This is a genomic window from Nocardia sp. NPDC051463 (assembly GCF_040681975.1).
Classification (GTDB): domain Bacteria; phylum Actinomycetota; class Actinomycetes; order Mycobacteriales; family Mycobacteriaceae; genus Nocardia.
The window spans coordinates 45,458-72,388 of sequence record NZ_JBFBAB010000012.1; the positions used below are offsets into that span (position 1 = coordinate 45,458).

A 26,931-nucleotide genomic window follows, 5' to 3' on the forward strand; every position below is an offset into this window, starting at 1 on the left:
CAGCCTGGACCATGTGTGCCGCCATCTCGGCGTGCCGTTGGGTCGGCTGGGCCGCTGGACCGGCAGTGTCCTTGGACCGAGCCGAGCAGGACCGGGCTGCCCCGGCACCACCAGCCCGGCTCGGCCATCCACGGGCGTCAGCCCGAGTCAGTGGGGCGAACCCACCGGTTCGCCCTCCAGCAACGCCTTGATTTTCGCGACTCCGGTTGTGGCGAGCCAGGATTCGAAGGTTGTCAGCTCCGGGTAGATGTGCCGCAGCTGCGCGAGGTCGGCGTGCCAGCCGCCGGTCTCGCGGACCAGTCGCCACGTGTTGCCGATCTGTTCGCCGATGGCATCCGCCTCGGATTCGTCGAGTTCGTGGTAGCTGACCTGGTGTCCGATGGCAGCGCTGATCAGTGCAACCGCTTTCGAGGGCAGGACTGCGTCGCCGGCCAGTTCGATGGTGCGGCCGTGCAGGCGGTCCGGGTCGGCGAAAGCGAGCGCGGCGAAGGCCGCGATATCGGCCAGCGCCACCATCTGCAGCGGCTGATCGGCAGGGAAGATGTGCTTGTGGACACCGTTGCTGATTCCGTCTACCGGTGAGGTGCGCAGCAGGTAGTTCTCCATGAACCGGACCGGCCGCAACAGGGTGTATCGCAGGCCGCTGGCCGCGACGGCGTCCTCGATGACTCGCTTTCCGTCCTGGCCCCAGGTGGAGTCCGCGCCCAGCGAGGCGACACCGGTGAACACGATCTGCTCGACATTCGCGCGCTTCGCCGCGTCGAGCACCGCGAGGCCGCGTTCGGCCTCCATATCGCGATTCCACCCGCTCGGGCCGAAAACCGCAGGAGGGATCAGGAATACGCCGCGAACCCCTGCTGTGGCGGCGTCCAACGTGCTCGGAGTATCGAAGTCGGCGGTTACCAGTTCGGCGCCCGCGTCCGCAAGGGCGCGTGCTGCGGGCGCTGCGGGATCGCGCACCAGGGCACGCACCGGGACGCTGTCGGACAGCAGTCGGCGGGCGGTGGCGCCGCCCTGCCGGCCGGTGCCGCCGGTGACAAGAATGGGGTGCTGCTGAGGGGACATTCGTGCCTTCTCTGCTCGATCGAACTCTGCTCGATAGAATCGGGTCGGGTGACCCGTATTCGGACCATACGGGTGTGCCGACCCGATTGGCCAGGTAAGGAATGGAAGGCCGTAACGAATGTCTGCTCCGATATCACCGCTCGGCAGTGCGGCGCGGGCCGACGCTCGACGCAATCGCGCACTTGTGCTGGCTGCCGCGCAACGGGCCTTCGCCGAGCAGGGCGCTTCGGTGTCGCTGGCCGAGGTCGCGCGGAGAGCGGGCGTCGGCGCGGGCACGGTGTACCGGCATTTCCCCACGAAAACCGATCTGCTGGAAGCGGTTATGCAGCAGCGCATCGACCGGCTCGCCACGTTGGCGGCCGACTATCTCGACGCGCCGGACCCGGGTGCCGCCTTCTTTGCGGTATGCACCGAGGTGGTCGCCAGCGCTCCCGGTAGCCAGGCACTATGCGACCTGGTTCAGTCCGGCGACGGCTGGCCGAAGGCCCTGGTGCGCAGCGCGGGAGAGCGGTTCCATCAGTCACTCGGCGCGCTGTTGGGCGCCGCGCAACGCCGAGGTGCGGTCCGTGCCGACATCACCCTTGCCGACGTGCTCGACATCTTCACCGGGTGCGTGGCAATCCAACGACATCAGCGCCCGGACGGGAGCTTGGTCCGGGCCGCTGCGCTCGTATTGGACGCGATGCGCGCGCACCCCGAAGCAGCTGTAACGAAACTCGACCTCGAGTCGGATCTTCGTAACGAAATTATGGAACGTAACGAAACTGTCGATGCGTCCCGCTGCCCGATCTGTGGCGCGGCGGTGCGCAGTGCCGGCACCGGCCGGCCAGCCCGCTACTGCTCTGCGGCCTGTCGCCAGAAGGCGCACCGCCTGCGCGCTACCCGCGCGGCGCGGATCAGGGCCGGGGCCGCGAACTGACCTGTGCTGTGCCCGCTCGGTATGGCCGCGGCGACGACGTGGCCGAGCATTACCGCCCCTCCGGGCTCGCCACGACGGCCGGATCGCCAGTGCTTCCACGCCGCTGCCGTTGGGCTGTGCGCATGAGCACAATCGAAGCGCGTGATTGTCGCCGCGTGCTGGCGGAGATCTTCGTCACACACGCATGGTGGGGCGTCGTCGAGAAGCTGATCCAGGCAGTCCGGAATGCCGGAAGCGACCCGGCGGATGCTGGCTCACGGGCCATCCGGGCCCCGCGGATTGTCGCGTAACGGCAGCAGACCTCAGAGTAGGTCACTGACGTCGTCGGGCACGTCGACGGCGTATTTGCGCAGGATATCCATGGAGATCACTTCCAGCGCGTTCTCGTGGGTGGCAGCAAGCACAATGGGCGCGGCGACACCGTCCTCGTGGGCGTGCAGCCAGCGCACTGCCACCACGCACCATCGGTCCCCGGGCAGCAGGCCCGGGAAGTTGTTCTCCGGGCGCGGCGTACTCAGGTCGTTGCCGATGGACGCTTGGTGTTCGAGGAACTCGGCCGTGACGACGGTGCACACGGTGTGGCTGCCCAGATCCTCCGGCCCGGTACTGCAGCAGCCATCCCGGTAGAAGCCGGTGAGAGGATCGGTGCCGCACTCTTCCAGCGGCCCCCCAAGCACGTTTCGATCGGTCACGTCGACGATCCTATTGTCAGTTCGCGAGAAGTTCCGCAGGACAAGAAATCTCGGGGGTTGTGTGTCGGAGCCCGGGCGGCGTGGTAATGCGGACCAGGCGGTTCTGCAAGGATGGTCCGCGTGAGCTCCGAAGCCTGGATCCTGATCGCCGCGGTTGCCGCCCTGCTGCTGGTGGTGTTTGTCGCCGGATTCGTCCTGTACAAACGCCGTCGCATCACGCTGACGTCGCCCGCCCCCGAGAAAGAACTGACCGACCGGTCCGGGGGCTATTCGGCGTCGGGCGGCTTCAACTTCAGCCAGGGCGGCACCGCCACCGCGACACGCCCCGAACCCGTGCCGATCGAGCGCACCGACACCGACGGGCAGCCACATGTCGGTGACGATGCGGCGATCCCGCGCGACGCGCCCAAGCGCGGCATCACCAATGTTCCGCTGCCCGAGGGCGACGTCGACCTGCTAGAGCCCGAATCCGCCGCGGCGGCCGAGCAGGTGGCCGTCGCGGACGACTCGGCTCCTGGGGTGGTCGCGCCGGCACCGGTCGAATCGGATACCGCCGTCGTGCCGCCGGAGGTCGAGGCTCCAGCGGTCGCCGCACCGGCCGAGACCGCACCGGCCGAGACCGCACCGGCCGAGACCGCACCGGCCGAGACCGCACCGGCCGAGACCGCACCGGCCGAGACCGCACCAGCCGAGACCGTCGCACCCGCCGACGCGGCTGCGCCTGCCGTAACGACGGCTCAGCCCGACGTCGCCGCCCCGGCAGCCTCGGCTCCCACCCTCGAGGAGATCGAGCCGACCGAGGGCCGCCTGGTCCGGCTGCGCGGGCGGCTGTCGCGGTCACAGAACGCCGTCGGCAAGAGCCTGCTCGGCCTTCTCGGTGGCGGTGACCTCGACGACGACTCATGGGATGAGGTCGAGGACACTCTGGTGCTCGCCGATCTCGGCACCGCGAGTACCGCGGCGATCGTCACGCGGCTGCGCGAGGAGATGGCTGCGCGCAGCGTCCGCACCATCGACGAGGCTCGTGCCGTACTGCGTGAGGTGCTGATCGAGGCGTTGCGCCCGGAATTGGACCGTTCGATCCGCGCGTTGCCGCACGACGATCATCCGTCGATCCTGCTCGTCGTAGGGGTCAACGGCACCGGGAAGACCACGACCACCGGCAAACTCGCGCGTGTGCTCGTTGCCGACGGCCGGCGCGTCCTACTCGGCGCCGCCGACACCTTCCGTGCCGCGGCCGCTGACCAGCTGCAGACCTGGGGCGAGCGGGTCGGCGCAGACACGGTACGCGGGCGCGAGGGCGCCGACCCGGCCGCGGTCGCATTCGATGCGGTCAGCGCGGGCATCGAACGCGGCGTCGACGTGGTGATGATCGACACCGCCGGACGGCTGCACACCAAGACGGGCCTGATGGACGAGCTCGGCAAGGTCAAGCGCGTGGTGGAGAAGAAGGCGGCCGTCGACGAGGTGCTGTTGGTGCTCGACTCCACTGTCGGGCAGAACGGGCTGATGCAGGCACGGGTCTTCGCCGAGGTGGTCGACATCAGCGGTGTCGTGCTCACCAAGCTGGACGGAACGGCCAAGGGCGGCATCGTCTTCCAGGTGCAACACGAACTCGGTGTGCCGGTGAAGCTGGTCGGACTCGGCGAGGGTGCCGACGACTTGGCTCCCTTCGAACCGGGCGCTTTCGTCGACGCGCTGCTCGGCTGAGCCCTCAATTCGTCCGAGCGGAAGATTTGCTGGACCTACCCATCGGTTACCGAATGTCCTGATCCTCCGACACGCGGCTCACAACAGGGCAAAACGTGCGGTTTGCATCGCGAAACGTGTTAGCAACACAACTGCGTCATGCGTTCACCTAGGTGAAACACGACGGCGCCGCGGATGAAACACCGAATGAGGACCCTTTCGTTCAGGTCCATTTGCCGGAGTCGGCTGGGCCCGAGATGAGGAGGACATTAAGGTGGCATTTCCCCTTACCGGTGCACCGGACACCGGTGACACCGCATGGATGCTGGCAAGTTCAGCACTCGTGCTGTTGATGACGCCGGGTCTGGCATTTTTCTACGGCGGCATGGTGCGTTCCAAGAACGTGCTGAACATGATCATGATGAGCATCAGCGCAATGGGCCTCGTCGGCGTGTTGTGGTCGCTGTACGGATACTCGACGGCCTTCGGCGACAACAAATTCGGCGTGATCGGTGATCCCGCGCAGTTCTTCGGACTGAAGGGCCTGATCGGCGGCAACGCCGTTGCCGAGGTCAAGGACGCCGGAGGTGCGGTCACCACCGCTGCCGTGAACATTCCGCTCGCGGGCACGATTCCGATGAGTGTGTTCGTCGCGTTCCAGCTGATGTTCGCGATCATCACGGTTGCCCTCATCTCGGGCGCAGTTGCTGACCGGCTCAAGTTCGGTGCCTGGCTTTTGTTCGCGGGTATCTGGGTGACGGTCGTGTACTTCCCGGTCGCGCACTGGGTCTTCGATTTCGATGTGAAGGACGCCGACGGCACTGTTGTGCACGAGGGCGGCTGGATTGCCAATAAACTCCTCGCGGTCGACTTTGCCGGTGGCACCGCGGTTCACATCAACGCCGGTGCGGCCGGCCTGGCGCTGGTCCTGGTGCTCGGTAAGCGCAAGGGCTGGCCGACCACGCCGTTCCGTCCGCACAACCTGCCGTTCGTCATGCTCGGCGCCGGTCTGCTGTGGTTCGGCTGGTTCGGTTTCAACGCGGGCTCCGCGGTCACCTCGGGTGGTCTGGCCGGTTCCACCTTCATCACCACCACCTTCGCCACCTGTGCCGCGATGCTGGCCTGGCTGCTGGTGGAGAAGTTTCGCGACGGCAAGCCCACCTCGCTGGGCGCGGCCTCGGGCATCGTGGCCGGTCTGGTCGCTATTACTCCGTCCTGCTCCTCGGTCAACGTGCTCGGTGCGCTGATCATCGGTGCGGTGGCGGGTGCACTGTGTGCGCTGGCGGTGGGCCTGAAGTTCAAATTCGGCTTCGACGACTCGCTCGACGTGGTCGGTGTCCACCTGGTCGGCGGCATCGTCGGCACTCTGATGATCGGCCTGGTCGCCGCTCCGGAGGCCGGTGCGGCCAAGACCGGCCTGTTCTACGGCGGCGGTCTCGATCAGCTGTGGCGGCAGGCGGTTGGCGCGGGCGTCGTCTTGGCCTTCTCCTTCATCGCGTCGCTGGTCATTGCCTATATCGTGAAGTTCACCATTGGGCTGCGCGCCAGCGAGGAAGCCGAGGCGGTGGGCATGGACGAGTCCGAGCACGCTGAAACGGCATACGATTTCGCTGCTGTGGGTGGCACGGCACGTACGGCCGTCAAGGAGGCATGACGACAATGAAACTGATCACCGCAATTGTCAAACCGTTCACTCTCGAGGACGTCAAGACCGGGCTCGAGCAGGCGGGTGTACTCGGGATGACCGTCAGCGAGGTGCAGGGCTACGGCCGTCAGAAGGGCCACACCGAGGTGTACCGCGGCGCCGAGTACTCCGTGGATTTCGTCCCGAAGGTTCGGGTCGAGGTTGTCGTGGACGACGCCTCGGTCGACAAAGTAGTCGAGGTGATCGTCGAGGCCTCTCGCACCGGAAAGATCGGCGACGGCAAGGTCTGGGTGACCCCGGTGGAGTCGATCATCCGGGTCCGGACCGGCGAACGCGGTACCGACGCTCTGTAATACGGAAAATCGAATCGAGCGGCGGCTCCGCTCCCACCGGATTGCTCGGTCGGGGCGGGGCCGCACGTATTGAATGGGCGGTGGGTTGTGTCTAGGCAGGACGCCAAGGACGGAAAAGTTTCCAATGGTGCGGCAGATCTGGTCCGCGCTCGGACCCAATTGCTCGACGGCGGGCTGCCCCGCAATCCTCGACTCGATGCCGAATCGCTGCGGCTGGCATTGGTTGATCTATTCGAACTCTGGCTGACAAGAAAAGGCGCCGAACTCGGTATCACCGCGGATAGTGGATTGGCCGTTGTGGCGGTCGGTGGCCTCGGCCGCAAGGAAATGCTGCCGTATTCCGATCTGGATCTGGTGCTCTTGCACGACGATGTCGATCCGGCCCGGGTCGCCGAGGTCGCCGACAAACTCTGGTATCCGTTGTGGGACGCCCACATCAAGCTCGACCACAGCGTGCGGACCGTCCCGCAGGCACTGCGGGTCGCCTCCGATGATCTGATCGCCGCGCTCGGCATGCTCGAGTCCAGGCACATTGTCGGCGACGCGGAATTGAGCAACCTGCTCATCGGTGGGGTGCGTCGCGAATGGCGGACCGGGATCCGTTCCCGGTTCAGCGAATTGATCGCGCAGGCCGAGGCCAGATGGCAGCGCAGCGGCGAAATCGCGCACCGTGCCGAGCCCGACCTGAAGAACGGCCGCGGTGGCCTGCGCGACATCCAACTGCTCGACGCGCTGTCGATCGCCCAGCTGACCGACGCCATGCCGGGGCTCGGTCCTGAGGTGCCAGGTGGTGGATTCGCGCTGGCCCACCGCCGTTTGCTGGATGTTCGCACGGAGCTGCATCGGGTGGCGGGTCGGGCTCGTGACCAGTTGCGCGCGCAGGACGCCGACGAGATCGGTAGCGCGCTGCGGATCGGTGATCGCTTCGATCTTGCTCGCACACTGAGCGATTCCGCCCGGACGGTGAGTTATTCCGTCGATGTCGGACTGCGGACCGCTGCCAATGCGCTGCCACGGCGCGGCCTCGCCCGATTGCGGCGGATGCCGGTACGTCGACCACTCGATGAGGGGGTGGTCGAGCACGCCGGGGAGGTCGTGCTGGCCCGGGACGCGCGGCCGCAGCGCGATCCCGGGCTCATACTGCGGGTGGCCGCGGCCTCGGCGCAAACGATGCTGCCGATGTCGGCGACCACGCTCAACCGCCTCTCCGAAGACGCGCCTGAGCTGCGCGAGCCATGGCCGAAGGACGCGCTCAACGACCTGCTCGTGCTGCTGGGCACCGGGCGCGGTGTCATCGACGCGATCGAGGCGCTGGACCGAACGGGCTTGTGGGGCAGGCTACTTCCCGAATGGGGCGCCGTGCGCGACCTGCCTCCGCGCGACGCCACACACACCTGGACCGTCGATCGTCACCTGATGGAGACGGTCGCCTATTCGAGCGCGCTCAGCACCAGGGTCGCTCGCCCCGACCTGCTTTTGCTCGGTGCGCTGCTGCACGACATCGGCAAGGGCCGCGCGGGCGATCACAGCGTCGTCGGCGCCGAACTGGCCACCCACATCGGCCGCAGGTTGGGTCTGTGGCCCTCGGATGTGCGGACACTCAGCGCCATCGTGCGCAATCATCTGCTGTTGCCCGATACCGCGACCCGCCGTGATCTCGCCGATCCCGACACGGTGCAGTTTGTTGTCGACGCGCTCGGTGGCGATGTGCAACTGCTGGAGCTGCTGCACACGCTTGCCGAGGCCGACTCGCTGGCCACCGGACCGGGTGTCTGGGGTGAGTGGAAGGCCTCGCTGATCGGCGAACTCGTCCGCCGGTGCCGCCTCGTCATGGCGGGTGAGCAGCTGCCGACACCCGAGCCGATTGCCTCGGAGCTGCTCGCCAAGGCCGCGGCGGGTGGGGTGCACGTCGATCTGCGGCCGGGCGAGGGCAAATACACCTACACCGTGACCGTCATCGCGCCGGACGCTCCCGGCCTGCTTTCGGATGCCGCGGGCGTGCTGGCGTTGCACTCGCTGCGAGTGCTCTCAGCGGCTCTCGGCAGTGAAGGCGCGTCGGCCGTCAATACTTTCGTGGTGTCGCCCAAGTTCGGTGACCCGCCGGATGCGGGGTTGTTGCGGCAAGAGCTGATTCGCGCCATCGCGGGCGATCTCGACTTGCCTGCCATGCTTGCCAAACGGGAACGCGATGCCATCGGAGTGGGGCCGAGCCGGTACGCGCAGGCGCAACCGCGGCTGATCTGGTCGGAGACTTCGGCGCCGGGCCAGGTCATCCTCGAGCTGCGTGCCGAGGACCGGATCGGCCTGCTGAGTCGGTTGGCCGCCGCCCTATCCGGTTGCGGAGCCGAGGTACGCTGGGCAAAGGTGGTTACGATGGGTTCTGCGGTGGTCGACGCCTTCTGCCTCGACCTCGGCCCCGACGATGGTCCCGGTCGTCGCGAAGCCATGGAGAAGGCCATCATGGGCGTCGTTCCCCGGCCCGCACCGAAGCTGCCGGAGGGCGTTGGTCCGCCCGGTTCCGGGAGTGGATCCTGACACCGTAGGCCGAATAGCCGATCTGTTGCGCGCGATTTGCTGGAAGTCGTATGCAGGGTGGTCGGCGACCCCTAATATCAGAGCGTCTAGCTATCGCGAGCATGAGGGGAGCAGGTCGGTGGCAATTGAAGTCGTTTCAGCGTCGATGATGACGAGTGACGAGACCACGCACATGGCACGGTGTGTCGGCGGCGACCGGTGGGTCGTCTCCTGGCTGCCCGGCCGCACGCTCACCGGCCAGCAGGCGGTGACGGCGATGACGATTGCCACCACGGTCGCGGCGCACGACGAGCCGACCGATGCCGCCTGGGCCATGCTCGATGATCTGGCCCTCGACCTGGGCCTGACGGCCCGCGAGGCGGTCTACATGGTGGCCATCGAGAATCACGACTATCGCAAGACGACCAAATCGCGCCGCCGTACCCTCGAGTAACTGTTGCCCGAATAGCAGAGCACTTCTCCCTCGAAGGACACACCGCCTGCGCGAACACGTGGGCGGCCCCATTACCCTGGGATACCAAAGTGACGTCCCTCGAGATCAGGAGCGCGATCGGTGTTCGAATCCCTGTCCGACCGGCTTACCGGTGCCCTCAAGGATCTTCGCGGTAAGGGGCGTCTGTCACCGGCCGACATCGACGCCACCGCTCGCGAGATCCGTCTTGCTCTGCTCGAGGCGGACGTCGCGCTGCCCGTCGTTCGCGGTTTCATCGCGAAGATCAAGGAACGGGCCAAGGGCGCCGAGGTGTCCGCGGCGCTCAACCCCGCGCAGCAGGTCGTCAAGATCGTCAACGAGGAACTCGTCGGCATCCTCGGCGGTGAAACCCGCAGGCTGACCCTCGCCAAGAATCCGCCGACGGTGATCATGCTCGCCGGTCTGCAGGGTGCCGGTAAGACCACCCTTGCGGGCAAGCTGGCGAAATGGCTGAAAGGCCAAGGACATCAGCCGTTGCTGGTGGCCTGCGACCTGCAGCGCCCAGGCGCTGTCACCCAGCTGCAGGTAGTCGGCGAGCGGGCGGGCGTGCCCGTCTTCGCGCCGCATCCGGGCACCTCGATCGGTGGCGGCGAGAACGCGCTGGGTGTCTCGGCCGCCGATCCGGTGGCCGTGGCCGAGTCCGGTATCGCCGAGGCGCGCAGCAAGCAGTACGACGTCGTCATCGTCGACACCGCGGGCCGTCTCGGTATCGACGCCGAGCTGATGGCGCAGGCCGCGGGCATCCGGGACGCCGTGCAGCCGGACGAGACGCTGTTCGTGCTCGACGCCATGATCGGCCAGGACGCGGTCAATACGGCGGAGGCATTCCGCGACGGCGTCGGCTTCACCGGTGTCGTGCTCACCAAGCTCGACGGCGATGCCCGCGGCGGCGCGGCACTGTCGGTGCGCAATGTGACCGGCGCGCCGATCATGTTCGCCTCCACCGGTGAGAAGCTCGAAGACTTCGACGTCTTCCATCCCGACCGGATGGCAAGCCGCATTCTCGGTATGGGCGATGTGCTCACCCTGATCGAGCAGGCCGAGCAGGTCTACGACGCGCAGCAGGCCGAAGACGCCGCCCGCAAGATCGGCAGCGGTGAGCTGACCCTCGAAGACTTCCTCGACCAGATGCTGGCCATCCGCAAGATGGGTCCCATCGGCAACCTGCTCGGCATGCTGCCGGGCGCGGGCCAGATGAAGGACGCGCTGGCCCAGATCGACGACAAGCAGCTCGACCGGGTCCAGGCGATCATCCGTGGCATGACCCCCGCCGAGCGGGACAATCCGAAGATCATCAACGCCTCCCGCAGGCTGCGCATCGCCAACGGCTCCGGTGTGCAGGTCTCCGAGGTCAACCAGCTCGTCGACCGTTTCTTCGAGGCCAGGAAGATGATGGCCGCGATGGGCCGTCAGATGGGCATGCCCGGAGCGCGGCGCGCCAATGCCAAGAAGGGCAAGAAGGGCAAGAAGGGCGGTCGCGGACCGACGCCGCCGAAGGTGCGCGGCGGATTCCCCGGCCTGCCCGCCGGCATGCCGGGAATGCCCGGCATGCCGCCCGGGATGCCCGATCTGTCGGGCATGCCCGCCGGACTCGACCAGCTGCCCCCTGGCCTGGAGGGCATCGACCTTTCGCAGCTCAAGTTCCCTAAGAAGTAGGCCTCCGGGCCGCGGGTGTTGGTGCGCCGCATGCGAATTCGTATGCGGCGCACTGCTGTGTCCGCTTCATCGACCGCACTGCTCCACCGCCGCACCGGTAGCTGCGCTCGATGAAGTGCCGTGCTCACGTATGAGCAGTGCCCGCACCAGAGCGTGACTGTCGCAAGGCCTGAACAGTAGGTTGAAGGCAGACGACGTCGTCCAGGAGGTTTCAGCTGTGCATCTGCGAGGTGTGGTTCTCCCAGATGACGAGGTGCGCGATCTGTGGGTGCGCGACGGGCTGGTGTCGTTCGAACCGGTGCCCGGTGCCGAAACGCTGTGCCGTTCAGGATGGATCGTGCCGGGGCTCGTCGACGCGCACTGCCACGTCGGGATCCGATACGGCGGGGGATACGAGGACCAGGACGGCGCGGTCGCGCAGGCCGAGACCGAACGCGATGCCGGCGCGTTGCTGCTGCGCGATGCAGGGTCGCCGATCGACACCCATTTCATCGACGACCGCGAGGACTTACCGCGCATCATCCGGGCCGGCCGCCACATCGCCCGGCCTCGCCGCTACATCCGCGAACTCGGCATCGAACTCGACGACGAGCGCGACCTGCCCGAGATCATCGCCGAGCAGGCCCGATTCGGTGACGGCTGGGTGAAGATCGTCGGCGACTGGATCGACCGCTCCGTCGGCGACCTGCGGCCACTGTGGAGCGACGCCATCCTGAAGGAAGCCATCGACGTCGCGCACGCCCACGGCGCTCGCGTCACCGCACACGTCTTCGGCGAGGACGCTCTCCCCGGCCTGATCAATGCGGGCATCGACTGCCTCGAACACGGCACCGGCCTCACCGACGACACCATCGCGCTGATGGTCGAGCACGGTACCGCGCTCGTTCCCACCCTCGTCAACATCGACACCTTCCCGGAGATTGCCGACGGCGCGGCCAAATTCCCCACCTATGCCGCCCATATGCGTGACCTCCACCGTCGTGTCCGCACCACCGTCGCCAACGCGCACGACGCGGGCGTTCCGATCTTCGCGGGCACCGACGCGGGCGGTTCCATCCGCCACGGCCGCATCGCCGACGAAATCGCCGCTCTGTCCGGGGCCGGGCTCTCCGCCCACGATGCCCTCGGCGCCGCCTCCTGGAATGCCCGTGCGTGGCTACGCCGCCCCAGCATCGAGCACGGTGCGCCCGCGGACTTCGTTGTCTACCCGGACGACCCCCGCGTCACCCCGGCTGCCCTCACCGATCCCTACGCAGTGGTCCTACGTGGCAGGGTCGTGAAGACCCGGAGCCCAGTGACAGGACATCGCTGAACGCCGACCGCACGTAGGCCGCAACCAGCGCCCACTCCATCGGTGTTCTCACCGAGTCGGTGCGCTCCGACGGGTCGGCGCGCCCCGCTAGGTCGGCGCTTTGCTGGGTTTGCGTTCCAACAGAGACTCGCGTGGCGGCTCGCTGTGTGGAAGTCAGGGCCGGCTTCGGTGCGGCCTGGCCAGGTGATCAGCCGGAAAGCGAGAGGTCGAAGGCGTAGGGTCGATCGATGTGACCATTCGCCTCGGTTATCAGATGCCCAACTTCAGTTACGGCCGGTCGGTGCGGGAGTTGTTCCCGACTGTTATCGCGCAGGCCGGCGAGGCCGAAGCCGCGGGCTTCGACACCGTCTTCGTGATGGACCACTTCTATCAGCTGCCCGGTCTAGGCGCGCCGGATGCGCCGATGCTCGAGTCCTACACGGCGCTGGGTGCGCTGGCCACGGCGACCGAGCGAATTCAATTGTCGGCGTTGGTCACCGGCAATACCTATCGCAATCCTGCGCTGCTCGCCAAGACCGTCACGACGCTCGATGTCGTGAGCGGTGGCCGGGCGGTGCTCGGCATCGGCGCGGGTTGGTTCGAGCTCGAGCACCAGTCCTATGGTTTCGAATTCGGTACCTTCACCGAACGTTTCGAGCGGCTCGACGAAGCGCTGCAGATCATCCACCCGATGCTGCGCGGCGAACACCCGACCTTCGAGGGCAAGTGGTACCACACCGAGAAGGCTATGAACGAGCCGAGGATTCGCGACGATCTGCCGATCCTGCTCGGTGGCGGCGGTGAGAAGAAGACCTTCGGTCTCGCCGCTCGCTACGCCGATCACCTCAACATCATCTGTAATGCCTCCGAGTTGCCGCGCAAGATTGCTGCACTGCACGAGCGCTGCGCCGAAGTCGGCCGTGATCCGAAGACATTGGAAGTCAGCTACCTGTGCTTCCTGATGATCGATGAGGACGGCGATCGGGTGCGCAAACAGCAGCAGGACATGATGCGCGGTATGGGCGTCGATCTCTCGACCCTCTCCGAGGAGGAGCGCAGGCAAACTCCCGCCGACCGCCAATTCGTAGGTACACCAGCCGAAGTCGCCGAACAACTGCAATCGCGGGTGCTCGATCACGGAGTCCAGGGGCTCATCGTCAATATGGTCACCAACGGCCACGAGCCCGGCGCGGTCGATCTCGCCGGGCGCACCTTGGCGCCACTGGTCGGCTGACCACTTCGCTACCGTGCGGCCGACGCGCCGATCGACGCGAACAATGGCCGACCAGCGCGTCGCGGGAATACCCTCGGCGCGTGACGATGTGGTGTCTTGCCGATGCACGTGATCCCGCGGATCGCCGCCACGAAACCCTCGGGTCGTCGATGTGCCTGGAAAGGATCGGTCGGTGGCGGTGAAGCGAGCGTCCTACGGTGTCGATGCGCCGTTTGTGTTGTTCATGCTCGCCGCGATCGCGGGTGTGTACGCCGTCGCGACGGTTGTTGTCGGGTACGCCCAGCATGTGGGCTGGATCTGGGTCTGGCTGGTGATCACTGCCGCGATGGCCGTCCAGTTCGCGCTGTATCTGCACGCGACTCGACGCGGCAAATTCCAGGTCTGGAATCGGCTGCTCGACGAGCTCGACCTCCGTGGTGACGAGTTGCTGCTCGATCTGGGCTGCGGCCGCGGCGCGGTGCTGCTGGCCGGGGCCCGCCGATTGCCCGACGGTCATGCCGTCGGCGTCGACCTGTGGCGATCGGTCGATCAGTCCGGCAACCGCGTGGCGACCGCCGAATGGAATGCGGCGGCCGAAGGCGTCGCCGATCGCGTCCGACTGCACACCGGTGATATGACCGAGCTGCCGTTCGCGGACGGCGACTTCGACGTAGTGGTCTCCAGCCTGGCCATCCACAACATCAAAACCGCGGCGGGCCGCGCCGCCGCGGTGCGCGAGGCGTTCCGAGTCCTGCGCCCCGGCGGCCGCCTGGTCATCGCCGACATCGCCAAGACCCGCGAATACGCGGCGGTGCTCATCGACCTCGGCGCCGTGCGGGTCGGTGTCGCGCCGCTCGGTTGGCGGATGTGGTGGGGTGGCCCGTGGATGTCCACACGCGCTCTCACCGCCACCGCCCCCCAGCCGAGCCAGCGATGATTTCCGGTGACCGGCTGTGCACGCACAGGTCGCCGCCGACCTGGGCGACGAATACCGCCTGTTCGTCTATCAGCAGTGGTCGGCGAAGGCGCACGCTTGTTCATCGAACCCATCGGACGCCCCCGGCCTGCGCCTCGTAGAGCCCGTCCCTTCCGCTCCGGCATCGTCCTGCTCCACTACCGAAACCCGCTGAACCGCCCGAGCGCGGCACTTGGCTGCGGCACCGCCGAGACTCGGCTCTCCACCATGTACCGCGCACCGCGGTGTCGGGGCTCGGGAGGCGATTTCGGGGGAGGCCGGGGTGTCTGGCACAATGGACCACCGTCCTTCCTGGACAGTGTCAGCCCGTCTCCGGTTACGTGCCGCGCGGCGGTCACACACTCCATGCGCAAAACCGGGCTCGCAGACCATGCGGGTCGCTGAATTGCGCCGTGACCACACTATGAAAGGCAATCAGCACATGGCTGTTCGCATCAAGCTCACCCGTCTCGGCAAGATCCGCAACCCGCAGTACCGCGTGGTCATCGCGGACGCGCGCACCCGTCGTGATGGTCGCGCCATCGAGAATGTCGGCAAGTACCACCCGAAGGAAGAGCCGTCGCTGATCGAGATCGACTCCGAGCGTGTGCAGTACTGGCTGGGTGTCGGCGCGCAGCCGACCGAGGCCGTGCAGCGTCTGCTGGAGATCACCGGCGACTGGCAGAAGTTCAAGGGCCTGCCGGGCGCCGAGGGCACGCTGAAGGTCAAGGCTCCGAAGACCTCCAAGCTGGACCTGTTCAACGCCGCGCTGGCCGCTGCCGACAACGAGCCGGTCGCCGACGCCGTCACCCCCAAGAAGAAGGCCGCCAAGAAGGACGAGGCCGCTGAGGCGCCCGCCACCGAGGCCGCCGAGTAATGAGCGCAGTCGTCGCCGATGCCGTCGAACATCTGGTTCGCGGCATTGTCGCCAATCCCGATGACGTCCGCGTCGAGCTGATCACCGGCCGTCGCGGACGCACCGTCGAGGTGCATGTCCATCCCGAGGATCTCGGCAAGGTGATCGGGCGCGGCGGTCGTACCGCGACCGCGCTGCGCACCCTGGTCGCTGGTATCGGCGGGCGGGGCATTCGGGTCGACGTGGTCGACACCGACGCCTAGATGGAACTCGTCGTAGGGCGGGTCGCCAAGTCGCACGGTGTGCGTGGCGAACTCGTCGTCGAGGTCCGCACCGACGAACCCGAGACACGTTTCGCGCCGGGCACCACGCTGCGTGGCAGGCTGGCGCGATCCAAAGAAGTCCGTGACTTCACCGTGGAGTCGGCCCGAGAGCATTCGGGCCGGCTTCTCGTGCATGTCGCCGGGGTCGCTGACCGCACCGCCGCCGACGCACTACGTGGCACGCTGTTTTTCGTCGACAGCGCCGACCTGCCGCCATCGGAGGATCCGGATGAGTACTACGACCACGAGCTGGAGGGGCTGACCGTCCAGCTCATCGATGGCACGGTGGTCGGCACGGTTACCGAGGTGCTGCATTCCGCTGCGGGAGAACTGCTTTCGGTGCGCGCCGCCGAAGAACGCAGGGAGATCCTGATCCCGTTCGTCACTGCCATCGTGCCCACGGTGTCGCTGGCCGACGGCCTCGTTGTCATCGATCCACCCGAAGGTCTTCTCGATCCGGAATGAAGGCGGGATGAGACACAGTCACCCGGTGCTCGGGCCGTCCGGACGTGGGAACTCCCGTGGCGTGGGGTCGGCATGAAACTCGATGTCATCACGATTTTCCCCGAGTATCTGGAGCCGTTGCGCACCGCGTTGCTCGGCAAGGCGATCGATAAGGGCTTGATTTCTCTCGATGTGCACGATCTGCGCCGCTGGACGCACGACGTGCACAAGTCCGTCGACGATTCCCCCTACGGTGGTGGGCCCGGCATGGTCATGAAGCCGACCATCTGGGGCGACGCCCTGGACGAGGTCTGCCCCGACGACGCGCTGCTGGTCGTGCCGACTCCCGCCGGCGTCCCTTTCACTCAGGCGACCGCCCAGCGCTGGGCCACCGAGCAGCACCTGGTCTTCGCTTGTGGCCGTTACGAAGGCATCGACCAACGCGTCTTCGATGATGCGGCCCACCGGGTGCGCGTCGAGGAGGTCAGCATCGGTGACTATGTCCTGATCGGCGGCGAGGCCGCTGTCCTCGTCATGACCGAGGCGGTTGTGCGGCTGCTGCCCGGCGTCCTGGGCAATCAGCAATCTCATCAAGAGGATTCGTTCTCCGACGGCCTCCTGGAAGGCCCGAGCTACACCCGCCCGGTGAGCTGGCGCGGACTGGAAGTCCCGCCGATCCTGCTGTCGGGCGACCACGCCAAGGTCGCGGCGTGGCGGCATGAACAGTCACTCGAGCGAACTCGCGCGCGGCGCCCGGATCTGTTGCCGCCGGACTGATTTCGCGCCACTCGCTGCCGCGGTGTTGGTGCGTCCGGCAACAGGTCGACTATCGCGCAGGTGCTGATGATCCGGGTCGGTCATGGCGATCGGTTCGCCCCGGCGATCTACGGCAGCAGGCCATGGCGGCGGGCGATCACGACGGCCTCGTGCCGGGAATGGGTATCGAGTTTGCTCATCGCATTGCGGAGGTAACTCTTCACCGTTTCCGTGCCGAGGGAAAGGCGTTGCGCGACTTCCTGATTGGTGCAACCGAGCGCGATCTGAGACAGCACGTCCAGTTCACGGCGCGACAGCCGCGGCGCAAGCGGCATCGGTGCCCCGGTCATCACGCGGGTAAGCCGTTCGCACACATCATGCAGACGGGTGCGTAGCTTCTCGTCCTGGGCCGAGCGCGCCATGCCGCGCAGTTCGGCATGGATATCACGCAATTCCTCGGTGACCGCGGGCGCAGTGTCCGGGGTCGGCGCGGCCAGCTCGAGTAATCGGATGCGTCGATCCACCTCGTCGCGGATGGCGATCTCGGCGGCAAGCCGCCGACCGGCTTCGACCAGGAGATCGGCGGTGCGGTCACCGAGCGGCGAGCCACCGCGATTGGCGGCGTAGATGACCGCGCGGGAGTGCTCGTCCACGACCACCGGGACCGCGACAACGGAACGGATGCGCTCGCCGGATACCGGCCCGTCGTAGTGATGGGTGATTGTGGAGGCGTTGCGGTAATCGGCGACCGATTCCGGTCGCCGCATGTCCATGACCCGGCCGCCGAGGCCCGAGGTCCGTAGCACCGACAGTCCGCGCAGCCCGTTGGTCATGGTGCCGACGAACTCCGTCAACAACAGTGCGTCGTTGTGCACCTCGCCGCCGAACACCACCGGGACCCCGGCCTTGTTCGCCACCCAGCGGATCTCGGCACGTAACGCGTCACCGTCGCGTGGGCGTAGCAGGGGGGTGGTGTGGGGCAAACGATTCACCCCTTTTCGGGGGTAGTGGCGAGCATGATGTGACCCACATCCTATTCGACGAGGGGTGAGGTGGGTCACGGATGAGGAGAGGCGACATGAGCACGGACCTGAATGCGCGGGTGCGCGAACTGCTGGAGCGTTACGACCGGCCCGACGCATGTGCGGCGGAGCTGTTGTGCGACCGGCATTCGGAGGCCAAGGTTGCGTTCACCGTTGTCGATGCCGACCTCGGCTCGATCGACCTGACCTACGGTGCGCTCCGCGAGCGCTCGGCACAGTTCGCCGCGGCGCTGGCCGAGCAGGGTGTCGGGCCGGGGGATCGGGTCGCGACGCTGATGGCCAAGTCGGTGGATCTGGTGATCGCCCTGCTCGGTATCTGGCGGCGCGGTGCGGTGCACGTACCGCTGTTCACCGCGTTCGCGCCGCCCGCCGTCGCCTTCCGGTTGGCCGCCAGCGGCGCGGTGCTCGTTATCGCCGATGCCGATCAAGCGGGAAAGCTGGCCCCGGGCGATGACATTCCGGTGGATGCGCCGTGGACGGTCGTGGTCGCCGGCGACGAGACGACAGGGCAGCTGCGGTTCGCCGATCTGCTCGCCGCGCACTCCGCTGATGATCCGCGGGCCGCGGCGGTCGCCGTCGGCGGCCAGGGTCTACTCGTGCAGCTGTTCACCAGCGGCACCACCGGTACGCCGAAGGGCGTCCCGATCCCGGTCCGGGCGTTGGCTTCCTTTCATGCGTACCAAGAGTTCGCGCTGGATGTCCGTGCTGAGGACGTGTTCTGGAATGCCGCTGATCCGGGCTGGGCCTACGGGCTCTATTACGCGATTCTCGGCCCGCTGGCCGCGGGCACGCGCAGTCTGCTGCTGCACGCAGGCTTCTCGCCCGCACTCACCTGGCGGGTGCTCGCGCGCTTCGGCGTCACCAACTTCGCCGCGGCACCGACGGTCTATCGCGCACTACGGGCCGACGACACCCCAGTGCCCGCGGGCGTGTCGCTGCGCCGGGCCTCCTCGGCCGGTGAGCCGCTCACCCCCGAGGTCGTCGCCTGGTCCGCGCAGCATCTAGGGGTGGCCGTGCGTGACCACTACGGGCAGACCGAGCACGGCATGGTCATCTGCAACGCCTGGCACGACGAACTGGACACCACGGTGCCCATCGGCTCGATGGGCAGGCAGCTGCCCGGCTGGACCTGCTCGGTACTCGCGGACGACGCCGACATCGAGGCGGCGCCGGGAGAGCTCGGCCGTGTCGCCATCGACACCGAACGCAGCCCACTGCTGTGGTTCCTCGGCTACCTCGACGCCCCCGAGCGCACCGCACAGCGCTTCACCGCGGACGGGCGCTGGTATCTCACCGGCGATGCGGGCTCGCGGGACGCCGACGGGTTCTTCCGCTTCTCCTCCCGTGACGACGATGTGATCATCATGGCGGGCTACCGCATCGGCCCGTTCGAGGTGGAGAGCGTGCTCGTACTGCACGAGCAGGTTGCGGAGGCGGCGGTGGTCGGCATGCCGGACGAGTTGCGCGGTGAGGTGCTCGAGGCATTCGTGGTGCTGCGCAACGGCTCCGCGGGCGATGAGGAGCTCGCCGAGGAACTGCAGAAGTTGGTCAAGGAGAAGTTCGCCGCGCACGCGTATCCGCGCCGGGTGCATTTCGTCGCGGAGTTGCCGAAAACGCCGAGCGGCAAGGTGCAGCGGTTCGTGCTGCGGCAGCAGGGGAGCAAGTGATGTTGTCGGTACCACTGCCCAGCTATGCGTCGGGCATCTCGGACACTCCCCTGCTCGGCGACACCATCGGCGCGGATTTCGATCGGACGGTAGCCGCCCATCCCGACCGGGAAGCGTTGGTGGACTGCCTCTCCGGTCGCCGCTGGACCTATCGTCTGCTCGCCGACGCGATCGACACGCTGGCCACCGGTCTGGCGGCGCGCGGCATCGGCAAGGGCGACCGAGTCGGCATCTGGGCGCCCAATTGCCCGGAGTGGTTCATGGTGCAGTACGCGACGGCGAAGCTCGGCGCGATCCTGGTGAATATCAATCCGGCATACCGGACCAGCGAATTGGAGTATGTGCTGCACCAATCCGGGGTGCGGATGCTGCTCGCCGCGCGCGCCTTCAAATCGTCGGATTACGTCGCGATGATCGAGCAGGTCCGGCCGAAGTGCGAAGGGTTGACGCAGGTACTCGTTCTCGGCACGCCCGAATGGGATGCGTTGGCGCAGGGGGATATCGACGCTGATGCTCTTGCCCGGATCGCGGCGACGCTGTCCGCCGACGATCCGATCAATATTCAATACACTTCCGGCACAACAGGATTCCCGAAAGGGGCGACGCTCAGTCATCACAACATCCTGAACAACGGCTACTCCGTCGGCGAGCTCTGCGGCTACACCGAGCAGGACCGGATCTGCGTTCCCGTCCCGTTCTATCACTGCTTCGGCATGGTCATGGGCAATCTCGCAAGCACGAGCCACGGTGCGGCAGTGGTGATTCCGGCGCCCTCGTTCGACCCGATCGCGACCCTCGCGGCGGTGGCCGAGGAGCGGTGCACCTCCCTGTACGGGGTGCCGACCATGTTCATCGACCTGCTCACCGGGCTGGACAGTGCCGCCACCGCCGCACCGGACCTCTCGAGCCTGCGTACCGGCATTATGGCCGGTTCGCCGTGTCCGGTCGAGGTGATGAAGCGGGTGATCGACCGCATGGGCATGCGTGAGGTCTGTATCTGTTACGGCATGACGGAAACATCGCCGGTGTCCACCCAGACCCGCCGCGACGACAGCATCGAGCGGCGGACCGCGACCGTCGGGCGGGTAGGACCGCACCTGGAGGTCAAGATCGTAGATCCGGCAACGGGTTCGACGGTACCGCGCGGCGTGCCCGGCGAGTTGTGCACCCGCGGCTACTCGGTGATGCTCGGCTATTGGGAGCAGGCCGAGAAGACCGCCGAGGTGATCGACGCCGCCCGCTGGATGCATACCGGCGATATCGGCGTGATGGATGCCGACGGTTATCTGGTGATCACCGGCCGGATCAAGGACATGGTGATCCGCGGCGGCGAGAACATCTATCCCCGGGAAGTCGAGGAGTTCCTCTACACCCATCCCGACATTATGGACGCCCAGGTGATCGGCGTCCCCGACCCGAAATACGGTGAGGAGTTGATGGTCTGGATCAGGATGCGGACGGGCGCGGCGCCGTTGGACGCCGACGCGGTGCGCGCGTTCTGCACAGGCAGATTGGCGCACTTCAAGATTCCGCGGTACGTGCACATCGTCGACGAGTTCCCGATGACGGTCACCGGAAAGGTGCGCAAGGCCGAGATGCGGGAGCTGGCGAAGGACTTGCTGGGGTGATCACAGCCGTGCCGAACCGACCGGGTCGACGCCACATACACGTCGGTTCACCTGGGTGCGGCCTCGTTGTCAGCGGACGACGGTAGTGTCTGCGGACGTGACGACAGCGCCCGAGACCGCCAGTGCAGAGTCCAGCCCCAGTTTCGACAGTGCGAACCAAGCCAGCGTCAACCGTCGCATCGCCGACGAGCTGGAGGTGCGTGAGAGCCAGGTCCGCGCGGCCGTCGAGCTGATCGACGCAGGCTCGACCGTGCCCTTCATCGCGCGTTACCGCAAGGAGGTGACCGGCGGTCTCGACGACGCGCAGCTGCGCCAGCTCGACGAACGCCTGCACTACCTGCGCGAACTCGACGAGCGCCGGGCCGCGATCGTCGAGTCGATCCGGAGCCAGGGCAAGCTCGAACCCGCACTGCACCAGCAGATCATGCTCGCCGAGACCAAGGCCAGGCTCGAGGACATCTACCTGCCGTTCAAGCCGAAGCGCCGCACCAAGGCGCAGATTGCGCGCGAGGCGGGCCACGAACCGGTCGCCGACGCGCTGATCACCGACCCCAGCACCGATCCCGCGCAGTACACCGCCGAGCAGCTCGACGGCGCCCGCGCCATCCTGGTCGAACGATTCGCCGAGGACGCCGACCTGGTCGGTGAGCTGCGTGAGTTGATGTGGAACCGTGGTCGGATCACCTCGGCGGTGCGCCCGGGCAAGGAGGAGGCCGGCGCGAAGTTCGCCGACTACTTCGAGTTCAACGAGCCGTTCACCAAGCTCCCCTCGCACCGGATCCTCGCGCTGCTGCGTGGCGAGAAGGAAGACGTGCTTTCGCTGCAGCTGGAGCCGGACACCGAGGAACTCGCGCCGGGCGAGCGCAGCATCTTCGAGGGCCGGATCGCCGTGCAGTTCGATATCGCAGACCGGGGGCGCGCGGCCGACAGTTGGTTGCTGGATACCGTGCGCTGGGCATGGCGCACCAAACTTCAAGTAAGCCTCGGCATCGACACCAGGATGCGGTTGCGGCAGGCCGCCGAGAAGGACGCCGTCGACGTATTCGCTGCCAACCTGCGCGATTTGCTGCTCGCCGCGCCCGCGGGCACCAGGACCACCATGGGCCTGGATCCGGGCTACCGCACCGGTGTGAAGGTCGCCGTCGTCGACGCCACTGGAAAGGCTGTCGCCACCGAGGTCATCTACCCGCACAAGCCGCAGGGCCAGACCGAGAAGTCGCTCGCTGTGCTGGGTGCGCTGGTCGCCAGGTTCGGTGTAGAGCTGATTGCCATCGGTAACGGCACCGCCTCCCGCGAGACGGATGCGCTTGCCGTCGAACTGATTTCGCGTATTCCGGAGAACAAGCCGACCAAGATCGTGGTGTCGGAGGCGGGCGCCTCGGTGTACTCCGCGTCGGCCTACGCCACGCAGGAACTACCCGATATGGACGTGTCGCTGCGTGGTGCGGTGTCGATCGCGCGCCGCCTGCAGGACCCGCTCGCGGAGCTGGTGAAGATCGACCCGAAATCCATCGGTGTCGGTCAGTACCAGCACGACGTGTCCGAGACGCTGCTGGCCCGCTCGCTGGGCGCAGTGGTCGAGGACGCGGTGAATGCGGTCGGCGTCGACGTCAACACCGCTTCGGTGCCGCTGTTGTCGCGGGTTTCCGGTATTGCCGGTTCGGTCGCGGAAAGCATTGTGGCGCACCGGGATCAGAACGGACCGTTCCGCAGTCGCACCGCGCTGCTCGACGTGCCGCGGCTCGGGCCGAAGGCGTTCGAACAGTGCGCGGGCTTCCTGCGCATCCGCGGCGGCGACGACCCGCTCGACACCTCCGCGGTGCACCCCGAGGCGTACCCGGTGGTGCGGCGCATCCTGGAATCGACCGGTAAGGGCATGACCGAACTCATCGGCAACACCGGGACGCTGCGCGCGCTGCGGCCCGCCGAGTTCACCGACGAGAAGTTCGGCGTGCCCACCGTCACCGACATCATCACCGAGCTCGAGAAGCCCGGCCGTGACCCGCGTCCCGAGTTCAAGACCGCCGAGTTCGCGGCGGGTGTGGAGAAGGTCGCGGATCTGAAGCCGGGCATGGTGCTGGAGGGCGTGGTCACCAATGTGGCCGCCTTCGGCGCATTCGTCGATGTCGGCGTGCACCAGGACGGTCTCGTGCACGTGTCGGCGATGTCGCACAACTTCGTCAAGGACCCGCGCGAGGTGGTCAAGTCCGGTGATGTGGTCAAGGTGAAGGTGCTCGAGGTCGATGTCGCACGCCAGCGCATCGGGCTGTCATTGCGCCTGGACGACGAGCCGGGCACCCCGGCCAAGGGTGAGCGCGGTGAGGGTCGCGGCCGCGGCCAGGGCGATCGTGCTCCTGGTAATCCCGGCCGTGGCGGGTCCGCCGGTGGCGGACAGCGGCAGAATGGTCAGGGTCGGTCGCAGGGACAGGGCCGCAGCCAGGGTCAGGGTGGCAATCAGCGCCGAAATGCGCCCGCGCCGACCGGCTCGATGGCCGACGCCCTGCGCCGGGCCGGTTTCGGACAGTAGGACCCCAGGCGGAGGTATGTAGGCGGCCATGCGACGGTGGCTCGAAGACGATGTGATCGCGCAGGGCAGGCTTCCGCTGCTGTGCTTTTTGCTCGGGTTCATCGTCGGGTTCCTGTTGATCAGGCTCAGTGTCCGGCTGATCCGCAAGCAAGTGCGCTGGTGGCCGGGCAATCTGCGCTCCGGTGGGGTCCACATCCACCACATGGTGTTCGGGGTCATCCTGGTGCTGCTGTCGGGCATCGGGATGGTCACCATGTACCAGAACGCAGACACTCTCACCGCGAGCTTGCTCGCAGCCGCTTTCGGTGTCGGTGCGGCCCTGACCCTGGACGAATTCGCGCTGATCTTCTACCTGCGCGACGTGTACTGGGAGGAGCAGGGCCGCACCTCGGTGGACGCGGTGTTCGTCGCGCTGGCCGTGACCGGACTGCTCCTGCTCGGCTTTCACCCGCTCTGGTTGTTGGACATCAACGACTTTCGCCGCGATCCCAGCATCGAGATGCGCACCTTCATCGTCGCGTTCTCGGTGGTGAACCTGGCGCTCGCGGCGATCGTCATCGCCAAGGGCAAGATTTGGACCGGCCTGTTCGGCATGTTCTTCCTGCCGCTGCTCTTCGTCGGTGCGTTCCGGTTGAGCAGGCCGGGTGCGCCGTGGGCACGCTGGCGCTATGGCGACCGACGCCGGATGATGTACCGATCGATAGTGCGAGAGCGGCGTTATCGACGCCCGATGATCCGAGCCAAGATCTTCGTGCAAGACCTGATTGCGGGTAAACCCGACGTAGAGCACGTCCGTACCGCGGCCGAGGCGGAGCTGACCAGGACGGTCGTCCCAGCCCCACCCGCGCCGCACCATCCCCACCGCCACCACCTCCCATGGTCATCGGAGCACGAGAAGACTCCGCGCTGAGCGATGCCACGACGGGTGAGCAGCACACCACGGCGACTGCCCGCGCGGTGTCGCGGGCGGGTGTCACTCGCCGAGACCGGGTTCGGATCTTGCTGGTTGCCGTGGGAGATGGTGTCGAGGCCGGGGGAGGCGAGGCCGGGTCCGACAGCAGGTCGATTGTGGTGATCTTGCCGTCGCTGAGGGTGAAGGCGATCAGGGAGACCGTTTCGTCTCAGCGTCATGGGCAGTTCGATCCAGGAGTTGTTCGAGGAACGCATCAGAGCGCCGTACGGATTGGATGCAGGCGGTGTTCGAGGCGAATTCTCCCGGTTCGCACAGCATTCCCGGCATCGCTGACAACCTGAACGTGCCGGGCTTCACCCCGGACCAGGTGCTCGAGCTCCCGAACGACGCGCAAGTGCGGACACTGGGCCAGGCCTCCGCGGGCGCGGTCGGCAGCGCCCGCGGCCTGGCGAGTATGTACGCCGCCGCGACCTCGGAGATGAGCGGACGGGCTCCGTTGCTCGAGCCCGATACCCTCGCCACATTCACCACCCTGCAGACGACCGGTCGGGACCTGGTGCGCGGTGACCGCGCGCCGTATCTGGTCGGGTTCGAGGCCAAAGGCTGCTGCTCCGCTCCTGGGCGCACGCGCCTTCGGTCATTCGGGCGCGGCGGGCGCCGACGGGTTCGCCGATCGGCACAGCGGTCTGCCCTGCGGGTACTCCGGGCGCCGTGCCGCCTTCGGCATCACCGCGCCTGAGAACGAGAGGTTGACGGCGATATTGCCGCGCTGCGCCCGCGGGTAAACTCGACGGGTGCCCCGGCTGCCGCGGAGCGATACCGTTGTGGACCGGGGCCCGCAACAGCCGCCAACAGGGGCCGATTTTCGTCGCGACCCGCTGATCTGGCACAATGCTCAGGTTGCCCTGGGTGGTCATCGACCCGGCGCACCCCCTTATTCGGAGCATGAACCGGTCGAGCACGTCCAGTGCCGCCAGGGTCCTCTGTTCGCGCAAACATCAGAAGGATGGACATGAACACCCTTGACTTCGTCGACGAAAAGTCGCTGCGCAGCGACGTCCCCGACTTCCGGCCGGGCGACACCCTCAATGTGCACGTGAAGGTCATCGAAGGCTCGAAGGAGCGCATCCAGGTCTTCAAGGGCGTCGTCATTCGGCGTCAGGGCGGTGGCATCCGCGAGACCTTCACCGTCCGTAAGGTGTCGTTCGGTGTCGGCGTGGAGCGCACCTTCCCGGTGCACACCCCCAACATCGACCACATCGAGGTCGTGACCCGCGGTGACGTTCGCCGCGCCAAGCTGTACTACCTGCGCGATCTGCGTGGCAAGGCTGCCAAGATCAAGGAAAAGCGCTGAATCCTTCCGCCGGGCCTTCGGCGCGGCGGGTTCGCGGTGGCAGATAGCCGCGAATCGTATTGAATACTCGGATAGCCCGGCACTGCGCGGTTCGTCGCGGTGCCGGGCTAATCTGTTCCGCGTGGCAGACGAAAATGGGTCGATGACGGCTTCCGAGTCGAACGACGAAGGATCGGGTCGCCGCCGTGGTAAGCGGCGCGTCAAGAAAAAGCAGCGCCCGTTCTGGCAGGAGCTACCGATCCTCATCGTGATCGCGGCGGTCATCGCGGCCTTGACGGTCAGTTTCGTCGGACGCCCGTATGTGATCCCGTCGGAGTCGATGGAGCCCACGCTGCACGGCTGCAGCGGTTGCACCGGCGACCGCATCTACGTGGAGAAGCTGAGTTACTACTGGGGCGATCCGACGCCGGGCGATGTCGTGGTGTTCGTCGGTCCGCCGTCCTGGAACGACCGGTACCAGTCGATCCGGTCGGGCAATGCCGTTGTCCGCGGTGTGCAGAACTTCTTCTCGTTCTTCGGGCTGGTGCCGCCGGATGAGAACGATCTGGTGAAGCGGGTGATCGCGGTCGGCGGTCAGACCGTGCAGTGCTGTGATGCGCAGGGGCGCATCCTGGTGGACGGCAAGCCGTTGGACGAGCCGTATGTCAAGAGCGACTTCGCATGGGTGCCCGGCCAGCAGAACGCGACCTACCCTTCGGGTCGGGTGTTCGGCCCGATCAAGGTGCCGGACGGCAACGTGTGGGTGATGGGCGACAATCGCAACCACTCCAGGGACTCTCGGGCGCATGTCGCTGATGAACTACAGGGCACAGTTCCGGTCGACAATATCCGCGGCAAAGCGGTTTTCAAGATCTGGCCGCCGAGCCGGATCGGACCCGTGTGATCTCCAGATCCGCACACTGCGCGCTGATGTGATGAACCGTTCCGGCATATTC

The 26,931-nt window shown here is 66.8% G+C and carries 24 protein-coding genes; 21 read left to right on the forward strand and 3 right to left on the reverse strand.

Features of this window, described 5'->3' with window-relative positions:
- Positions 1-147: 147 nt before the first annotated feature.
- Complete coding sequence (locus AB0M74_RS17680) at positions 148-1,065, reverse strand: NmrA family NAD(P)-binding protein (RefSeq protein ID WP_366527317.1); 918 nt, start codon at positions 1,063-1,065, stop codon at positions 148-150.
- A 118-nt stretch (positions 1,066-1,183) separates the two neighbouring features.
- Here AB0M74_RS17680 and AB0M74_RS17685 point away from each other — a divergent pair, with 118 nt between their 5' ends.
- Complete coding sequence (locus AB0M74_RS17685) at positions 1,184-1,984, forward strand: helix-turn-helix domain-containing protein (RefSeq protein ID WP_366527318.1); 801 nt, start codon at positions 1,184-1,186, stop codon at positions 1,982-1,984.
- A gap of 302 nt (positions 1,985-2,286) precedes the next feature.
- On the opposite strand, the gene AB0M74_RS17690 is transcribed toward AB0M74_RS17685, so the two are convergent.
- Entirely contained in the window at positions 2,287-2,676 is a 390-nt protein-coding gene (locus tag AB0M74_RS17690) for a DUF2237 domain-containing protein (protein WP_366527319.1), read from the reverse strand.
- A gap of 120 nt (positions 2,677-2,796) precedes the next feature.
- Here AB0M74_RS17690 and ftsY point away from each other — a divergent pair, with 120 nt between their 5' ends.
- From ftsY to trmD, 13 genes are all read left to right on the forward strand, one after another.
- Positions 2,797-4,386 carry a signal recognition particle-docking protein FtsY gene (ftsY, locus tag AB0M74_RS17695; protein ID WP_366527320.1) on the forward strand — a complete coding sequence of 530 codons (1,590 nt, stop codon included), beginning with the start codon at positions 2,797-2,799 and terminating at the stop codon, positions 4,384-4,386.
- Between the two features lie 253 nt (positions 4,387-4,639).
- The gene (locus tag AB0M74_RS17700) at positions 4,640-6,019 is read left to right on the forward strand and encodes an ammonium transporter (protein ID WP_366527321.1); all 1,380 of its coding nucleotides are present in this window, start codon (positions 4,640-4,642) and stop codon (positions 6,017-6,019) included.
- A 5-nt stretch (positions 6,020-6,024) separates the two neighbouring features.
- Positions 6,025-6,363 carry a P-II family nitrogen regulator gene (locus AB0M74_RS17705; RefSeq protein WP_040780799.1) on the forward strand — a complete coding sequence of 113 codons (339 nt, stop codon included), beginning with the start codon at positions 6,025-6,027 and terminating at the stop codon, positions 6,361-6,363.
- 87 nt (positions 6,364-6,450) lie between these two features.
- On the forward strand, positions 6,451-8,898 hold the full coding sequence (locus tag AB0M74_RS17710; RefSeq protein ID WP_366527322.1) for a [protein-PII] uridylyltransferase: 2,448 nt from the start codon (positions 6,451-6,453) through the stop codon (positions 8,896-8,898).
- Positions 8,899-9,016: 118 nt separating this feature from the next.
- Positions 9,017-9,331: a hypothetical protein gene (locus AB0M74_RS17715; RefSeq protein ID WP_366527323.1), complete on the forward strand. Its 315-nt coding sequence runs from the start codon at positions 9,017-9,019 to the stop codon at positions 9,329-9,331.
- Between the two features lie 120 nt (positions 9,332-9,451).
- Positions 9,452-11,026: a signal recognition particle protein gene (gene ffh, locus AB0M74_RS17720; protein WP_366527324.1), complete on the forward strand. Its 1,575-nt coding sequence runs from the start codon at positions 9,452-9,454 to the stop codon at positions 11,024-11,026.
- A gap of 217 nt (positions 11,027-11,243) precedes the next feature.
- Complete coding sequence (locus AB0M74_RS17725; protein ID WP_366527325.1) at positions 11,244-12,338, forward strand: amidohydrolase family protein; 1,095 nt, start codon at positions 11,244-11,246, stop codon at positions 12,336-12,338.
- Positions 12,339-12,567: 229 nt separating this feature from the next.
- Positions 12,568-13,551 carry an LLM class F420-dependent oxidoreductase gene (locus tag AB0M74_RS17730; RefSeq protein WP_366527326.1) on the forward strand — a complete coding sequence of 328 codons (984 nt, stop codon included), beginning with the start codon at positions 12,568-12,570 and terminating at the stop codon, positions 13,549-13,551.
- A 172-nt stretch (positions 13,552-13,723) separates the two neighbouring features.
- Positions 13,724-14,467, forward strand: coding sequence for a class I SAM-dependent methyltransferase (locus tag AB0M74_RS17735; protein WP_366527327.1), 744 nt, complete (start codon positions 13,724-13,726; stop codon positions 14,465-14,467).
- A 460-nt stretch (positions 14,468-14,927) separates the two neighbouring features.
- Positions 14,928-15,362 (forward strand): 30S ribosomal protein S16, encoded by a 435-nt coding sequence (gene rpsP, locus AB0M74_RS17740; protein ID WP_366527328.1) that lies wholly within the window; start codon positions 14,928-14,930, stop codon positions 15,360-15,362.
- Positions 15,362-15,604 carry an RNA-binding protein gene (locus AB0M74_RS17745; protein WP_163822793.1) on the forward strand — a complete coding sequence of 81 codons (243 nt, stop codon included), beginning with the start codon at positions 15,362-15,364 and terminating at the stop codon, positions 15,602-15,604. Before rpsP ends, AB0M74_RS17745 begins: the two co-directional genes overlap by 1 nt.
- Positions 15,605-16,129, forward strand: coding sequence for a ribosome maturation factor RimM (rimM, locus tag AB0M74_RS17750; RefSeq protein ID WP_366527329.1), 525 nt, complete (start codon positions 15,605-15,607; stop codon positions 16,127-16,129).
- Between the two features lie 72 nt (positions 16,130-16,201).
- On the forward strand, positions 16,202-16,885 hold the full coding sequence (trmD, locus tag AB0M74_RS17755; protein WP_366527330.1) for a tRNA (guanosine(37)-N1)-methyltransferase TrmD: 684 nt from the start codon (positions 16,202-16,204) through the stop codon (positions 16,883-16,885).
- Between the two features lie 107 nt (positions 16,886-16,992).
- Here trmD and AB0M74_RS17760 read toward each other — a convergent pair whose 3' ends face one another.
- Positions 16,993-17,847, reverse strand: a complete 855-nt coding sequence (locus AB0M74_RS17760) for a LuxR C-terminal-related transcriptional regulator (RefSeq protein WP_366527331.1) — start codon at positions 17,845-17,847, stop codon at positions 16,993-16,995.
- Between the two features lie 95 nt (positions 17,848-17,942).
- Here AB0M74_RS17760 and AB0M74_RS17765 point away from each other — a divergent pair, with 95 nt between their 5' ends.
- From AB0M74_RS17765 to lepB, 7 genes are all read left to right on the forward strand, one after another.
- Positions 17,943-19,574, forward strand: a complete 1,632-nt coding sequence (locus tag AB0M74_RS17765; protein ID WP_366527332.1) for an AMP-binding protein — start codon at positions 17,943-17,945, stop codon at positions 19,572-19,574.
- Positions 19,574-21,202, forward strand: a complete 1,629-nt coding sequence (locus AB0M74_RS17770; RefSeq protein WP_366527333.1) for an AMP-binding protein — start codon at positions 19,574-19,576, stop codon at positions 21,200-21,202. Before AB0M74_RS17765 ends, AB0M74_RS17770 begins: the two co-directional genes overlap by 1 nt.
- Positions 21,203-21,299: 97 nt before the next feature.
- Complete coding sequence (locus AB0M74_RS17775; protein ID WP_366527334.1) at positions 21,300-23,729, forward strand: Tex family protein; 2,430 nt, start codon at positions 21,300-21,302, stop codon at positions 23,727-23,729.
- A 28-nt stretch (positions 23,730-23,757) separates the two neighbouring features.
- On the forward strand, positions 23,758-24,639 hold the full coding sequence (locus AB0M74_RS17780; RefSeq protein WP_366527335.1) for a hypothetical protein: 882 nt from the start codon (positions 23,758-23,760) through the stop codon (positions 24,637-24,639).
- A 286-nt stretch (positions 24,640-24,925) separates the two neighbouring features.
- Positions 24,926-25,381, forward strand: coding sequence for a hypothetical protein (locus AB0M74_RS17785; protein ID WP_366527336.1), 456 nt, complete (start codon positions 24,926-24,928; stop codon positions 25,379-25,381).
- Between the two features lie 273 nt (positions 25,382-25,654).
- On the forward strand, positions 25,655-25,996 hold the full coding sequence (rplS, locus tag AB0M74_RS17790; protein ID WP_029893064.1) for a 50S ribosomal protein L19: 342 nt from the start codon (positions 25,655-25,657) through the stop codon (positions 25,994-25,996).
- A gap of 142 nt (positions 25,997-26,138) precedes the next feature.
- A complete protein-coding gene (lepB, locus tag AB0M74_RS17795; RefSeq protein ID WP_366527337.1) occupies positions 26,139-26,879 on the forward strand; it encodes a signal peptidase I in 741 nt (246 codons plus the stop codon).
- Positions 26,880-26,931: the final 52 nt, after the last annotated feature.